Source organism: Lentzea xinjiangensis, from assembly GCF_900110955.1.
GTDB classification, from domain to species: Bacteria; Actinomycetota; Actinomycetes; order Mycobacteriales; family Pseudonocardiaceae; genus Lentzea; species Lentzea xinjiangensis.
Genome location: NZ_FOFR01000006.1, coordinates 21,872 through 35,097 on the forward strand (window position 1 = coordinate 21,872; position 13,226 = coordinate 35,097).

Annotated in this window: 17 protein-coding genes; 4 read left to right on the plus strand and 13 right to left on the minus strand. The window is 70.9% G+C overall.

Annotated features, from left to right (window positions below):
* Positions 1-146: 146 nt before the first annotated feature.
* From BMW88_RS15285 to BMW88_RS42770, 6 genes are all read right to left on the minus strand, one after another.
* Positions 147-1,526: a HAMP domain-containing sensor histidine kinase gene (locus BMW88_RS15285; RefSeq protein WP_089951384.1), complete on the minus strand. Its 1,380-nt coding sequence runs from the start codon at positions 1,524-1,526 to the stop codon at positions 147-149.
* Positions 1,523-2,020: a winged helix-turn-helix domain-containing protein gene (locus BMW88_RS15290; RefSeq protein WP_089951385.1), complete on the minus strand. Its 498-nt coding sequence runs from the start codon at positions 2,018-2,020 to the stop codon at positions 1,523-1,525. The genes BMW88_RS15285 and BMW88_RS15290 overlap by 4 nt, the downstream gene beginning before the upstream one ends.
* 6 nt (positions 2,021-2,026) lie before the next feature.
* Entirely contained in the window at positions 2,027-2,653 is a 627-nt protein-coding gene (locus BMW88_RS43260; RefSeq protein ID WP_245777798.1) for an IS3 family transposase, read from the minus strand.
* A 229-nt stretch (positions 2,654-2,882) separates the two neighbouring features.
* Positions 2,883-3,191, minus strand: coding sequence for a transposase (locus BMW88_RS43265; RefSeq protein ID WP_245777799.1), 309 nt, complete (start codon positions 3,189-3,191; stop codon positions 2,883-2,885).
* Positions 3,192-3,418: 227 nt separating this feature from the next.
* Positions 3,419-4,147: an alkaline phosphatase D family protein gene (locus tag BMW88_RS15300; protein ID WP_089951386.1), complete on the minus strand. Its 729-nt coding sequence runs from the start codon at positions 4,145-4,147 to the stop codon at positions 3,419-3,421.
* Positions 4,148-4,274: 127 nt separating this feature from the next.
* Positions 4,275-4,820 (minus strand): NAD(P)-binding protein, encoded by a 546-nt coding sequence (locus BMW88_RS42770; RefSeq protein ID WP_089951387.1) that lies wholly within the window; start codon positions 4,818-4,820, stop codon positions 4,275-4,277.
* A gap of 69 nt (positions 4,821-4,889) precedes the next feature.
* Between BMW88_RS42770 and BMW88_RS15310 the strand changes: the two genes are divergently transcribed.
* Complete coding sequence (locus BMW88_RS15310; RefSeq protein WP_245777800.1) at positions 4,890-5,357, plus strand: GbsR/MarR family transcriptional regulator; 468 nt, start codon at positions 4,890-4,892, stop codon at positions 5,355-5,357.
* Here BMW88_RS15310 and BMW88_RS15315 read toward each other — a convergent pair.
* The 4 genes from BMW88_RS15315 to BMW88_RS15325 all read right to left on the minus strand — a co-directional run bounded on the left by BMW88_RS15315 (position 5,314) and on the right by BMW88_RS15325 (position 7,489).
* Complete coding sequence (locus BMW88_RS15315; RefSeq protein ID WP_143116088.1) at positions 5,314-5,748, minus strand: SbtR family transcriptional regulator; 435 nt, start codon at positions 5,746-5,748, stop codon at positions 5,314-5,316. The two genes, BMW88_RS15310 and BMW88_RS15315, sit on opposite strands and share 44 nt — an antisense overlap.
* Positions 5,749-6,011: 263 nt before the next feature.
* Positions 6,012-6,839 carry a GAF domain-containing protein gene (locus tag BMW88_RS15320; protein ID WP_245777801.1) on the minus strand — a complete coding sequence of 276 codons (828 nt, stop codon included), beginning with the start codon at positions 6,837-6,839 and terminating at the stop codon, positions 6,012-6,014.
* Positions 6,840-6,961: 122 nt separating this feature from the next.
* Positions 6,962-7,171 carry a hypothetical protein gene (locus BMW88_RS41875; RefSeq protein WP_177221115.1) on the minus strand — a complete coding sequence of 70 codons (210 nt, stop codon included), beginning with the start codon at positions 7,169-7,171 and terminating at the stop codon, positions 6,962-6,964.
* A gap of 24 nt (positions 7,172-7,195) precedes the next feature.
* Entirely contained in the window at positions 7,196-7,489 is a 294-nt protein-coding gene (locus BMW88_RS15325; protein ID WP_089951390.1) for a hypothetical protein, read from the minus strand.
* 83 nt (positions 7,490-7,572) lie between these two features.
* Here BMW88_RS15325 and BMW88_RS15330 point away from each other — a divergent pair, with 83 nt between their 5' ends.
* Positions 7,573-8,154 (plus strand): acetoacetate decarboxylase family protein, encoded by a 582-nt coding sequence (locus BMW88_RS15330; RefSeq protein ID WP_245777802.1) that lies wholly within the window; start codon positions 7,573-7,575, stop codon positions 8,152-8,154.
* Positions 8,155-8,184: 30 nt separating this feature from the next.
* Here the strand turns inward: BMW88_RS15330 and BMW88_RS15335 are convergent, their stop codons facing one another.
* Genes BMW88_RS15335 through adh form a run of 3 tightly spaced genes read right to left on the minus strand, consistent with a single transcriptional unit; the run spans position 8,185 to position 10,922 of the window.
* Positions 8,185-9,039, minus strand: a complete 855-nt coding sequence (locus BMW88_RS15335) for a hypothetical protein (protein ID WP_089951392.1) — start codon at positions 9,037-9,039, stop codon at positions 8,185-8,187.
* 9 nt (positions 9,040-9,048) lie between these two features.
* A complete protein-coding gene (locus BMW88_RS15340) occupies positions 9,049-9,399 on the minus strand; it encodes a DUF779 domain-containing protein (protein WP_177221121.1) in 351 nt (116 codons plus the stop codon).
* A complete protein-coding gene (gene adh / locus BMW88_RS15345; RefSeq protein ID WP_089951393.1) occupies positions 9,399-10,922 on the minus strand; it encodes an aldehyde dehydrogenase in 1,524 nt (507 codons plus the stop codon). The genes BMW88_RS15340 and adh overlap by 1 nt, the downstream gene beginning before the upstream one ends.
* Before the next feature lie 117 nt (positions 10,923-11,039).
* Here adh and BMW88_RS15350 point away from each other — a divergent pair, with 117 nt between their 5' ends.
* Both BMW88_RS15350 and BMW88_RS15355 read left to right on the plus strand, forming a co-directional pair.
* A complete protein-coding gene (locus BMW88_RS15350) occupies positions 11,040-12,161 on the plus strand; it encodes a helix-turn-helix domain-containing protein (protein ID WP_245777803.1) in 1,122 nt (373 codons plus the stop codon).
* Between the two features lie 199 nt (positions 12,162-12,360).
* On the plus strand, positions 12,361-13,224 hold the full coding sequence (locus BMW88_RS15355) for a PfkB family carbohydrate kinase (protein ID WP_245777804.1): 864 nt from the start codon (positions 12,361-12,363) through the stop codon (positions 13,222-13,224).
* Positions 13,225-13,226: the final 2 nt, after the last annotated feature.

A 13,226-nucleotide genomic window follows, 5' to 3' on the forward strand; every position in this document is an offset into this window, starting at 1 on the left:
GGCCGGCACCACCGAGGGTTTGATCGTGATGGTGGGCGTGGTCTCGGCCGGACCCGTGGGGGCGATCAGAACCGGCTCGTCCTGCGCTGACACGCCACATCCGGTGGCGAGGCAGGCGAGCAACACCGCCACCGGTGTGCGTGCCGTCATCGTGTCGCCTCCGGGACTTCGACGACGAATCGTGCGCCGCCGCCGGGCCGGTCCTGCACCCAGGCGCGGCCACCGTGCCGACGGACGTGTTCTGCGACGAGAGCGAGTCCCAGCCCGCTGCCGGAGTCAGCGCCCCTGCTGCCCGCCTGCGTGCCGCGCGCGAACCTCTCGAAGATCCGTTCGCGCAGCTCGGCCGGAACGCCGGGACCCCGCTCGTCGACCTCGAGGCGGACCTGGCCGTCGCGGCGGAGGACTGCCACCCTGACCGTACCGCCGGCATGGCGCTCGGCGTTGTCGAGCAGGTTGTTCACCACGCGATCCAGACGGCGCCGGTCGGCGTGCACGAGTGGCGCGGACGAATCCACCTGCACCTCCGGGGACACGGCATCGGATCGGGTGGCGAGCACGTTGCGCACAAGTCCAGCCAGGTCGACCGGCTCCAACGAGCGTTCGTCGGACTGTTGGTCCGAGCGGGAGATGTCCAGCAGGTCCACCACCACGCGCGAGAACATGTCCACTTCGGACGTGAGCAGGTCGGTCGCTCGTCCAGCCGTACCGGGGATCTCGGCGCGGCGGCGGCGAAGGACCTCGGCCGCGTTCAACATGGTGGTGAGCGGGGAGCGGAGATCGTGGCTGACGTCGCTCGCGAACCTCGCGTCGCGCAGCGCGCGTTGCTCGAGTTCGTCTGCCGTCGCGTTGAACGTCCTGGCCAGAGGTGCGAGATCCGGATCCGCGCGTTCGGGCATGCGCGACTTGAGATCGCCGCCCGCGATGCGGTGGGCCACTGCGGTGAGCTCGGTCAGCGGACGCAGGGCTCGTCTGGCGGCCCACGCTCCCAACGCCACACCGAGTAGTCCGCTCACCACGGTGCCGGCGATGAGCACGGCGCTGAGGAATCGGAACGTGCGGTCGAGTTGCAGGGTGGGCGACAGCTCGAGGTAGCCGATGCCGCCGGAGGTGATGGGCAGCGTGACCGCGATGACGGGGATGTCGTCCACGACCAGCCGCTGCCGAGCCGGGATGCCGCTGCGGGCGAGACCGATCAATCGCTGCGGGAGGACGGCGAGGTCGATCTGCCGGCCGCTGGAGCGCAGCTCGTCCGGTCGGTACAGCAAGATGGTCGAGTCCGGGCCCGTGGTCAGACCGGTGAGCAGCTCGTCCAGCCCTTGACCGCCGCGGCGCAACTCCTCGTCGATGACCCTGGCGTTGACCTCCGCCTGCCGCACCGCGCTCTGTTCTCGCTGCCGCAACAGGTAGCCGGAGGACAGGTTCCACGTCGCCATCGCCAGCACGCTGGACAGCAGGAACGAGCCGAGGCCGAAGGCGGCCGCGACCCGCCAGCGCAGGGACAACCGCGGATGCCTGCGCTCGGTCATGGGTTGCGCTCTACCCGGTATCCGGTGCCGCGGACTGTGATCACCACTTCCGGCGCGTCGGGATCGCGTTCGACCTTGCAGCGCAGCCTGCGGATGTGAACGTCGAGCAGCCTGGTGTCGCCGTAGTAGTCGTAGCCCCAGACGCGCCGGAGCAACTGCTCCCGCGTCACCACCCGTCCGTCGGCGATGGCGAGCTCCGCCAGCAGCCGGAACTCCGTCTTGGTCAGGCGCAGGTCAGCGCCGGCGAGTCGGGCGACCCCCTCGTCGGGCCTGATCTCCACCTCGCCCATCCGGTACACGGCGTTCGCCTGGTCGCTGCGGCGACGGCGCAGCAACGCCCGTATCCGGGCCGCCAGCTCGCTCGCGACAAGCGGCTTGGTGACGTAGTCGTCGGCGCCGGCTTCCAGCCCGGCGATCACGTCGGAGGTGTCCGTGCGAGCCGTGATGATGATGATCCGGAGGTCGGAGGGGTCTGCTGCACGAGTAGGTGACAGTGGTAGTCACGCAGCCCGGCTGGCTGGCGTGGCCATAATTGCTTCGTATTCGATAGGGGTCAACCGTCCGAGGGCGGCCTGGCGTCTCCGGCGGTGGTAGGTGCGTTCGATCCAGGTGACGATCGCGGTCCGCAGTTCGCCTCGGGTGGACCAGGTGCGGCGGTTGAGAACGTTGTTCTGCAGCAACGCGAAGAAGCTCTCCATTGCGGCGTTGTCTCCGGCTGCGCCGACGCGGCCCATCGAACCGGTCAGGCCGTGCCGAGCGAGCGCACGAACGAATCGCCTGGATCGAAATTGGGATCCGCGGTCGGTGTGCACCACGCAGCCGGCGACCTCACCGCGGCGTGCGAGGGCGTTGGTGAGCGCGGTGACGGCGAGACGGGACTTCATCCGTGAGTCGATGGAGTAGCCCACGATCCGGTTGGAGCAGACGTCCTTGACCGCACACAGATACAGCTTTCCTTCTGTGGTGCGATGTTCGGTGATGTCGACCAGCCACAGCCGGTTCGGCACCGTGGCGGTGAAGTCACGCCGGACCAGGTCGTCGTGCACCGGCGGGCCGGCTTCTTGCCGTTGCGGCCGCGTTTCTTGCCGAACGCACTCCACCAGCCCATGGACGAGCAGATCCGCCACGCGGTCCGATCCGCCATCGAGCAGCCGGCGTCACGGGCCTCGTCGGCCAGGAACCGATAGCCGAACTCCGGATCGTCGCGGTGGGCATCGAACAACGCGTTCGCCCGATACGCCCGCTCGAGTTCGATCTCGGTGACCGGCCGGGCACGCCACCGGTAGTACGGCTGCCGAGCGATCCCGAGTACCCGGCACGTCACCGCGACGGGAATCCCGTCGGCGGCGAGCTCGTTCACGAGCGGGTAGAGCCTTCTCCCGGCAGGTTCGCCTGCGACAGATACGCGGTCGCGCGGCGCAGGACCTCGTTCTCCCGCTCGAGCAGCTTGATGCGCTTACGCGCCTCGCGCAGCTCGGCCGTGTCACCACGGCTCACACCGGGTTTGCTGCCTTCGTCGACCTCGGCCTGGCGCAACCACTTGAACAACGTCATCGGGTGCACCCCGAAACCCTTCGCAATCTGCTCGACGGTCACGCCGGCCTCGCGGTCACGGGCGACCCGCACGACGTCGTCGCGGAACTCCTGGGGGTAGGACTTGGGCACAGCGACATCCTCCCAGCTCGCCATCACGGCAAGCCAACTCAGATGTCACCTAACGGTGCAGCAGACCCGGGATCATGTCGCACATGTCTCTCCGAGTGGTTCCAGGGCATGTGGGAGCTCGGCGACAGAGAAGACCTCACTGCTGCGGTCTTGACGGACGAGTTCTACCTGCGTTTTCAAGTATGTAGCAAGGTTTGTGTCAGTTGAGTCTCGGTGGCTGGCTGGAGCTATGCTGTTGTAAGTTGACCCACTCGGTGGTCGTCCCACACCACGAGCCACGGCGCGGCGGCGTGCGCGGCCTGCAGGTCGGCGTCGGTCTTGTACTGGGCGTGCCGGACCCGGTAGTTCGCGAGCGTGCTGATCTCGCCGGCCGGCGCGAACTGGCGGACCTTCGTGGTGGTGGCGGCGCCCTCGTAGATGTAGTCGCCGAGGTGCAGGATCAGGTCGGGGTTCTCCTCGGCCATCCGGCGGTAGGCGGTGAAGTAGCCCTCCTCGAAGTGCGAGCACGAGGCGAACAGCATGGTCAGCTCGGGTGAGGTGCCCACGGCCGGCGCGGTGAGGGCGCGGCCGGCCGGGGAGATGTGGCCGCCGGCGCGGAAGCGGTACCAGTACTCGCGACCGGGTTCGAGGCCGGTGAGGGTCACGTGGACGGAGTGCGCGCCCGCCTGAGTCGTGGTGACCGTGCCGGTGCGGACGGTGCTGGTGAAGCGCTCGTCGGTGGCGACCTGCCACTCGACGGCCGTGGCGGTGTTCGGCATGCCGCCGAGACCGTCGGCGTTCAGCGGGGTGGGGGCCAGCCGGGTCCAGATGACGAACCCGTCGGCCGCCGGTTCACCGGACGCGACGCCCAGGGTGAAGGGGTAGCCGATCGCGTTGGCCAGCCGGGGGACCAGGACTCCGGCGCTCGCTCCCGCGAGGCCGCCCACGATGAAGGTGCGTCTCCGTAACGTGGTCATGAGCAGCAGGCTTACCGGACGGGAGTAAAGGCCCGCCTAACGGTGCGCGGCGCCGGAGTGGTTTCCGGCCGAGCAGGCCACGCCGGTGTCACTGCCTGGGATCACTGCCTGGGATCACTGCCCGGGATCACTGCCCGGCGTCGGTGCGGGTGCGGTCCGCCGCGCGGGAGGAGGCCCACCTGGCGGCGTGCGGCTTCAAGGTGGTCTCCCACCAGGCGAGAGCGGCGTGGTCGTCGGTGTGGATGTCGAACGCGTCGGCCAGCAGCTCGGCCGCGCACAGCGGGATCCCGGTGTCCTGCACGGCCCGGTAGAGCAGCGCCACGTGGTCGCGGGACCACGACCGCAGGCGCAACCCCGGCAACCGCTCGGCATCGCAGCAGGGCCGGGCGCACACGACGACGTCGAACCACTCGTCGTCGCGGTCGTCGAACCCCACCGTGACGCCGAACCGGTCCGGTCGCAGCGCGGTGACGGTGCTGTGCCGGGTCTCGTAGCGCAGCGGGCAGGGCAGGGCGGACAGGCGCCGGGCGGCGTGCAGGTCCGGACCGGTGAGGCGCACGGGGGCGTGGTGCGTTCCGCGGTCGAGCACGACGACCTCCCACGCGCTGCGGGTCAGCCGGAGCGCGGTCGCGAGCCCGGAGATCCCGGCTCCCACGACGAGTGCTGTGGCCATGACCAGCCCCTCCCCCTACGATTGAGGTTAGCGAACGTTCAGAATTTTCTGAATGCGGACGGGTGCGGTGTGACGGGCGAGACAGAGCGCAAGCGGGCGGCGGAACACCTGGCGCTCACCCTGGCCACCGCGGGGATGCAGCGCATGGGCGCGCGCGTGCTGGCGGCCTTCCTGTTCACCGACGAGGAGTCGTTGACGGCGGGCGACCTGAGCGAGCAGCTCGGGGTCAGCGCGGGCTCGGTGTCCGGTGCGGTCCGGATGGTCGTGCAGATGGGGCTGGTCGAACGGGTGCCGGCGCCGGGCAGCCGGCGTGAGCACTACCGGATGCGCGACCGCGCCTGGAGCACGCTCTACGGCAGGCAGCACGCCCCGATCGACGACGTCCTGACCGCGGTCGCGCGAGGGGTCGAGGTCGTCGGGCCGGGGCCCGCCCGCGAGCGGCTGGTCTACATGCGCGACTTCTACGAGTTCCTGCTCGGCGAGGTGCCCTCGCTCATCGAGCGGTTCGAGCAGCGCCGTGGCGGATCCCGTCCATGACGAGGTCGGGCGACCGCTTCCGCTGACCGGGGTCCTCGGTCTGCGCGATGGCGACCAGCAGGGTCATCACGTCGAGCGGCTCCACGCCGGCGCCGAGCGGGGCCAGCAGCCGGGTGAGGGCCTCGGCCAGCTTGGCGCGGCTGTGCTCGAACGGGTTCACGCCCGTGGCGATCACCGCTTGCGACGCGTCCTTGAGGTCGCGCTTCGTTGTGGTGGAGGCGGTGAAGCGGTTCATCCACTCCCGCAGCGCCTCTTCCGGCTCGTGGGTCTCCAGCAACGCGCCGGCGGTGGCGCAACTCGGCCTGGCGTCGCGGGACTCGGTGAAGGCGTTCGCGTGGAACCGGGACGGGCCGTTGCACCTGCTGGTCGACAACGCCGGTGTGATGGCCACGCCGTTGACGCGCACGGGCCTACGGCCAATCCGGGACCGCCAACGTCGACTTGGCCCATGCCGGCGATACACATCCACTGGTCAGCGCTGCGTAACCGTGGCGGTCGAAGAGCAGTCGTACCCGAACCGACGAGAACGCCGGGAAACACTGTCTCCCGGACGGACCGCGACTCGTGGACATCGTCCGCGCTACCCGGAGTTTTCCTGTCTGCGCACCGAAGAGCCTCGCCCGGCCAAGCTCGGATGGAGCTGCCGACAAAGCCCTACCGGGGCGTGCCCGCCGGATCGCCGGTGTTGCGCTGGGCGGACTGCAAGTAGCGCGCCAGCCCGCTGAGGTTCTGGTCGGCGATGAACGTGGACCGCTCGGTGATGATGACGTCCTCCGCGTGTTGGATGCACGCCCACGCCGAGTCGCCCCACGGGTCGGCGACCTTGACCTCCACGGGCTTGTCGCACGGGCTCGACAAGCCGAGCTCGCACACCGGAGGGTGCTCGCCGTCGAGGTGGTTGGCCGCGAGGTGCCGCAGTTGGCCCGCCAACTTGGCCGACGCGGTGGCGCGCGGGCCGGGGATCTGGTCCAGGCCGCGTTCCGCGCGCACCGCTTGGATGGCGGCCAGGCGCAGCTCCAACTGGTCGGCGACGATCCCGGCCAGCGCGGTGAGCGTCGCCAGCTGGGTGTCGGTGACCTCGCGGGGTTCGTGGTCGATCACGTTGACCGTGCCCAGCCTGTGCCCGTCGCCGGTGATGATCGGGGCGGCGGCGTAGAAGCGCAGGCCCAGCTCGCCGCGCACCAGCGGGTGGTCGAGGGTGCGGGGGTCGACCGCTCCGTCGTTCACCACGTACGCCTCGTCCTGCAACACGGCCGAGGCGCACAGGCCGGGCTCGGTACCGATCTCGGTGACGCCCGACAGACCGTGGCAGGCCGCGAACCACACCCGGTCGACGTCCACGATCGTCACGGTCGCGATCGGTGTGCCGAAGACTCCCGCGGCCACGCGGGCGACGTTGTCGAAGCTGCCGTCGGTGGGCGCGTCCAGGATGTGGTAGCGATGCACCGCCGACAGGCGCTCTGGATCGGTGTGGGTGAGCACGCGAGCAGGATAGCCGACGATCACCACAGGTCCGCAGTGCGAGCAATCTCGTAGCAGCAGGTCGTCGAGGCAGTCCTGCGACGTTCCGCACCCGGTCGGCCGGGCGCGGTCCGTCCGAACCGTCACCCCACGAGGTGTGTCGCGACAGGCAGGTTCCCGGCCTGCCCGCCCAGCCCGGTGCGGGTGGCGGGTACCTGAGCCCATCGCCGGCCTGACAGGCGTGGGACAGCTTCGGCGGCCGCCGCCCACGACCGTCCGTGCAGGAAGACCTTGTGCGGCTTCAGCATCGCGCTGACCGCCCGGCGCAGGTTGTCGGTGTCCTCGGCCGCCATCCGCGTGCCGTAGCCGCCGCGCCGCTACGAGCTGCCGGCCCACGCGTAGCCCTCCTTGACCATGACCGCCCGGCGGTTGAGGTCGTCACGCGTGCGCTCGGGCGTGGGGTCGTCCAGGTCGGGTCCGCCGTGCGCGTGCACGTCCAGGTTCTTGTTCCACTTCTTCGGCACGGCGATCGCGTAGTACGCGCCGTTGGCGTCCCGGCCCTCGTAGCAGGTGGTACCGGCGGGGACGTTCTCCGGGCGCGGTGCGGCCGGGGCCGGGTGCACCGGTGTGGTGAGACCCGCGGCGAGCGCGAAGGCCAGCAGGAGGTTCATGGTGGGAAGGGTGAGCCCGCCCCGGCGGGTGGTCCAGCTCACTCGGGCGAACTCGGGATTTCCCTGACGTTACGATCGAGGGCGTGCGTTACCCACCCGAGCCGTGGCACCTGCGGGGATCCCTGGTGATCTCCGTGTTCCGGGTGCCGCGCGACGAGGTCCCGGACGGACACCTGCCGGTCGGCGCGCGGCTGCTCACGGTGGCGGGCAACGCCTTCGTGGCCGTGGCGTTCGTGTCGTACGAGCCGGGCGGTGTGCTCAGCTACGAGGAGCTGCTCGTCGCCACCCCGGTGTGGGACCGGGGCGCGGTGGCCGTATCGGTGCCGCAGATCTGGGTGGACAGCGAGGCGTCGCGGCAGGGCGGGCGGGAGCTGTGGGCCATCCCGAAGGAGCTCGCCCGGTTCGGCCGGGGCTCGTCGATCGCGGCGGTCGCGGCCACCGGCGGCGTGCCGCTGCCCGGCCGGTGGCGGCTCGCGGGCACGATCGCGCAGTGCCTGGCCGGTCGTGACGCCCGTGCGCGTGCCGCGATGTCCGGGCGGGTGGGCCTCGCCAGGGCCGCGTGGCTGTTCCCCGCCGCCGGGCCGCTCGGGTACCTCACCGGGCGGACGCCGTTGGTGAGCCTCACGATGCGGGACATGCGGCTGACGTTCGGCGAGACCTCCTGACGGTCGCGCCGGCGGCCTGCGGGCCGGCCGTCACCCGATGTACCGGACGCTGTTGAGCACGTGCCGCGCCCACGTCCGGTCCGCCGGGTAGCGGTGGACGCAGCGCACCGAGAGCATCGTTCCCGGCCGGACCACGTGCCCGTGGAACACCTGCTCCTCGTGGCCGTCGATCACCTCGCTCAGCCAGAACGCGTGCCGCAGCTCCTCGCCGTCGTGGTCGACGGAGTGCTCGGCGCTCGCCGGGTAGCCGTCCAGCACCGCGCCCAGGAAGTCGCTCACGCTGCCACCGGTGAGGTCGGCGTAGACGTCGATGTGCACGCAGCGGCCGGGGCTCGAGAACCGGACCGTGCTCCCCTCGATCGAGCAGCGCATGCCCTCGGTGCGCTCGATGGTCCAAACCTCACCGAACGTCTCGCGGACGGGGACGGGCAACGGGTGCCGGATGCGGCTCAGCACCTCGTCGCGGTCCCACTCCCGGTCCAGCAAGGGGTGTGAGGTGAAGTACGGCAGCTCGTCGGCGTTGAGCACCGCCGCCTCGACCGGAACGCCGAACACGTCCCACGGCTTGATGACGTTCGCGAACCTGCCGGCGAGGCGCAGGTTCGCGTACTCGCTGTCGTTGTCCCACACGGCGTGGACGTACATGGCGTCGACTTTGGAGATCTGCGTCCACGCGCCGAACACGAGCTCGGTTCCGCCGGTCAGCCGAACCGGGAGCAGGCAACGGAGGTAGGAGTCACCGGCCGGTCCGACCAGCAGGCCGCCCGTGGGCGCGGCGAGCCGGTCGCCGGGCACGCCGAGCAGTTGCTCCGGACGGTTCAACCGGTAGTCGATGCGGTCCGTGGACGTGATCTCGGCTCCGCAGCATCCGCATTGGACGGTCATGCGCAGATGCTAGAGCTCCTCCTCGTCCAGCAAGCGGGAGCGCACCAAAAACCGCACTCCCAGTGGTGCTTCCAGCGAGAAACCGCTCCCACGGCCGGGCACCACGTCGATCGTGAGGTGCGTGTGGCTCCAGTGCTCGAACTGCGCCGCGGACATCCACACGGGAACCGTGAACTCGCCGACCGCGAGGTCACCGAGGTGCACGTCCGCCGAGCCGGTGCGGAACTCCCCGGCGGGGTAGCACATCGGGGCGGAGCCGTCGCAGCAGCCGCCGGACTGGTGGAACATCAGCTCGCCGTGGTCCGCCCTGAGGCGGCGGAGCACGTCCGCCGCCTCAGGGGTCAGTGCCACGCGGGGCATCAGAAGAAGCCCTGGGCGTTCGGGGAGTAGCTGACGAGCAGGTTCTTGGTCTGCTGGTAGTGGTCGAGCATCACGCGGTGGTTCTCGCGGCCGATGCCGGACTGCTTGTAGCCGCCGAACGCCGCGTGCGCCGGGTAGGCGTGGTAGTTGTTCACCCACACGCGGCCCGCCTGGATGTCGCGGCCGGCGCGGTAGGCCACGGAGCCGTCGCGGGACCACACGCCCGCGCCGAGGCCGTACAGGGTGTCGTTGGCGATCTTCACGGCGTCGTCGTAGTCGGAGAACCGGGTGACGGCGACGACCGGGCCGAAGATCTCCTCCTGGAAGATCCGCATCTTGTTGTCGCCCTCGAAGACCGTCGGCGTGACGTAGTAGCCGCCGGACAGCTCGCCGCCGAGGTCCGCGCGCTCGCCGCCGGTCAGCACGCGCGCGCCCTCCTGCTTGCCGATGTCGATGTACGACAGGATCTTCTCCAACTGGTCGTTGGACGCCTGCGCACCGATCATCGTCTCGGTGTCGAGCGGGTGGCCCTGCTTCACGGCCTTGGTGCGTTCGACGGCGTCACCGAGGAACTGCTCGTACACGGAGCTCTGGATCAGCGCCCGCGACGGGCACGTGCACACCTCGCCCTGGTTGAGGGCGAACATCGTGAAACCTTCGAGGGCCTTGTCGTAGAAGGCGTCGCGCTGCGCGGCCACGTCGGCGAAGAACACGTTCGGCGACTTGCCGCCGAGCTCCAGCGTCACCGGGATGATGTTCTCGCTGGCGTACTGCATGATCAGCCGGCCGGTGGTCGTCTCGCCGGTGAACGCCACCTTCGCGACGCGGCGCGAGGACGCGAGCGGCTTGCCCGCCTCGACGCCGAAACCGTTGACGACGTTGAGGACACCCGGCGGGATCAGATCGGCGATCAGCTCCACCAGCACGTGGATCGACGCCGGCGTCTGCTCGGCGGGCTTCAGCACCACCGCGTTGCCCGCGGCCAGCGCGGGCGCGAGCTTCCAGGTCGCCATCAGCAGCGGGAAGTTCCACGGGATGATCTGGCCGACGACGCCGAGCGGCTCCTGGAAGTGGTACGCGACGAGGTCCTCGTCGATCTGCGAGATGCCGCCCTCCTGGGCGCGGATGACGCCCGCGAAGTAGCGGAAGTGGTCGACCGCGAGCGGCAGGTCGGCGGCCAGCGTCTCGCGGATCGGCTTGCCGTTCTCCCACGTCTCCGCGACCGCGAGCGCCTCCAGGTTGGCCTCGATCCGGTCGGCGATCTTGTTCAGCACGGCCGCGCGGTCCGCGGGCGAGGTCTTGCCCCAGGCGCGGGCGGCGCCGTGGGCCGCGTCCAGCGCGAGGTCGACGTCCTCCGCCGTGCCGCGGGCGATCTCGGTGAAGTCCTCGCCGGTGACCGGGGTCGGGTTCGCGAAGTACTCGCCCTTCGCCGGCGGCACGTGCTCGCCTCCGATGAAGTGGTCGTACCGGTCGCGGTAGGTCACCACGCCGTCCGGTTGGCCGGGAGCCGCGTACTTCGCCATGTCGCCTCCTGTGCGCATCGTTGCGAACGGTGGCGACGCTAGGCGCCGCGACGTTTCACGCGCGTTGCATCCGAAAGGAGCAACGCGGGACGCCGGAAGCGGCGTCATCCTGGGGTGGTGACGGAGCTCGGCGACGCAACGCGGCCGGTGATCGCCGAGTCGTGGCGGCGGTCGCTCGCGGCGCGCGTCGACCCCGAGCGCCACGAGGCGCCGGTCGTCTACGCGCCGGACGAGGTCGCGGACCTGCGCGACGCCCACCCGCTGGCGGCGACGGTGCCGCTGCTGGAGCACACGCTGTCGATGGACGAGACCATCATGATCGTCACCGACACCCGCGGCCACATCCTCTGGTGCGAGGGCGACAACCGGACCCGGCACGAGGCCGAGCGCGTCCGCCTCACCGAGGGGTCGCGCTGGAGCGAGGACGTCATCGGCACCAACGCGATGGGCACCGCGCTCGCGACCGGCCGGCCGGTCACCGTGCACTCCCGCGAGCACCTCGTGCGGACCTGCCACGGCTGGACGTGCGCGGCGAGCCCGATCCACGACCCCCACACCGGACTGCTGCTCGGCGTGGTCGACGTCAGCGGGCCGTTGAAGACGATGCACCCGGCCGTCGCGCAGCTCGTGTCGGCCGCCGCCCGGCTGGCCGAGCACCACCTCCGGCAGCTCGCGCCCCGCAGGCACGTGCTGACGCTCGACTTCCTCGGCGGCCTGCGGGCGGAGCTCGACGGCAGGCCGCTCGCGCTGACCCTGCGCAACGCGGAGGTGCTGACCGCACTCGCGTTGCACCCCAAGGGACTCACGGCCGAGCAGCTCGCCCTGTCGCTTTACGGTGACCGCGGGAACCCGACCACGGTCCGCGCGGAGCTGCACCGGCTGCGCGCGCAGCTCGGTGACGTCCTCATGACGAGGCCGTACCGGCTGGACGCCGTGGTGCGCGGCGACTTCCTGGACGTGCGAACGGCGCTGCGGTCGGGCAACGCGGGCAAGGCCACCCGGCACTACAGCGGCGAGCTGCTGCCCCGGTCGGACGCGCCGGTGGTCCGCGAGGAGCGGGCCGACCTCGCCGCCGCGGTGCGCAAGGGCGTGCTGGAGCGGGGGGACCTCGACGCGCTGCTGTCGTTCGCCGACAGCGCCGAGGACGCCGAGGTGCTCGAACGCCTGCACGGCCTGCTGCCGGCCGCGGACCCCCGGCGCGCGCTGGTGTCCTCGCGCCTGAGGAGGGCGTTGGACTAGCGCTGCCACGGCACTCCGGTGGAGGCGTTCCGTTCATGGACTTGGGCGACGAGTGCGGCATCACCCTGCGTCCGGGCGAATCGGTCCATGTCGCACGCAACGTCCGGGCCTGGCCCACACCGGGGCACCGGCGAACCGGCGAACCGGGAAGGTCGCCGTCGAGGGACTTGATCGGGTCGCGGCGGGGTAGCCCAGCACCGTGGACGAGATCGTCGTGGTGGGGCAGGTGGCGCGGGACCTGGTGCTCGTCGTGGACGAGGTGCCGGGCCCCGGAGGCACCGTGCCGGTGCGGGAGCGCCGGGAGATGCTCGGCGGCAAGGGCGCGAACATCGCGGTCGGCCTGGCCCAGCTCGGGGCTCCGGTGGCGCTCGTCGGAGTGGTCGGGTCCGACGACGTCGGCGCCCGGCTGGTCGCGCGCGCCGCCGCGGACGGGATCGCGACCGATGCCGTGGTGTGCCGGCCGGGATGCGACACGGGGCTGATCGTGGACATCGTGGCCGATGGGTGGCGGTACCTGGAAGATCTCCCGGACGGTGTGCTGCTGCGTGAGGACGACCTGCCGTTGGATCGCATCGCGCGTGCGTCGGCCGTGATCGTGCAGTTGCAGCAACCGCCCGAGGTGGCGCTCAAGGCCGCGCAGACGGCGCGGGGGCGGGTGGTGCTCGACGGTGCGCCCGAACGCCTCGGCGACGAGCTGCTGTCGTGCGCCGACGTCCTGCGCGCGGACCACCAGGAGGCCGAGCTGCTGTCCGGCCGCAAGATCACGAACGCGGACGAGGCCGTGAGCGCGGGCCGCGAGGTGCTGGCGAAGGGGCCCAGGCTCGTGGCGCTCGCGGTCGACGGCGTGGGCAACGTGTTCGTGTGGGAGGACGGGGAGCTCGTCGTGCCGCTCGGGGACGTCGAGGTCGTGGACACGACCGGTGGCGGTGACGCGTTCGTGGCGGCGCTGACCTTCGCCCTCACCCGCGGGGACGGCCCACAGGACGCGGCGCAGCTCGCCGTGGCCGCCTCCGGCGCGACCGTGACCCGGCCCGGTGGGCGGCCGGACCTCACCGGACTGTGACC

Bases quoted from the DNA above. Each gene is read 5' to 3' on its own strand.
- BMW88_RS15285 (WP_089951384.1), bottom strand. From the start codon at position 1,526: ATGACCGAGCGCAGGCATCCGCGGTTGTCCCTGCGCTGGCGGGTCGCG.
- BMW88_RS15300 (WP_089951386.1), bottom strand. From the start codon at position 4,147: ATGACCACGTTACGGAGACGCACCTTCATCGTGGGCGGCCTCGCGGGA.
- BMW88_RS42770 (WP_089951387.1), bottom strand. From the start codon at position 4,820: ATGGCCACAGCACTCGTCGTGGGAGCCGGGATCTCCGGGCTCGCGACC.
- BMW88_RS41875 (WP_177221115.1), bottom strand. From the start codon at position 7,171: ATGGCGGCCGAGGACACCGACAACCTGCGCCGGGCGGTCAGCGCGATG.
- BMW88_RS15325 (WP_089951390.1), bottom strand. From the start codon at position 7,489: ATGAACCTCCTGCTGGCCTTCGCGCTCGCCGCGGGTCTCACCACACCG.
- BMW88_RS15335 (WP_089951392.1), bottom strand. From the start codon at position 9,039: ATGACCGTCCAATGCGGATGCTGCGGAGCCGAGATCACGTCCACGGAC.
- BMW88_RS15340 (WP_177221121.1), bottom strand. From the start codon at position 9,399: ATGCCCCGCGTGGCACTGACCCCTGAGGCGGCGGACGTGCTCCGCCGC.
- adh (WP_089951393.1), bottom strand. From the start codon at position 10,922: ATGGCGAAGTACGCGGCTCCCGGCCAACCGGACGGCGTGGTGACCTAC.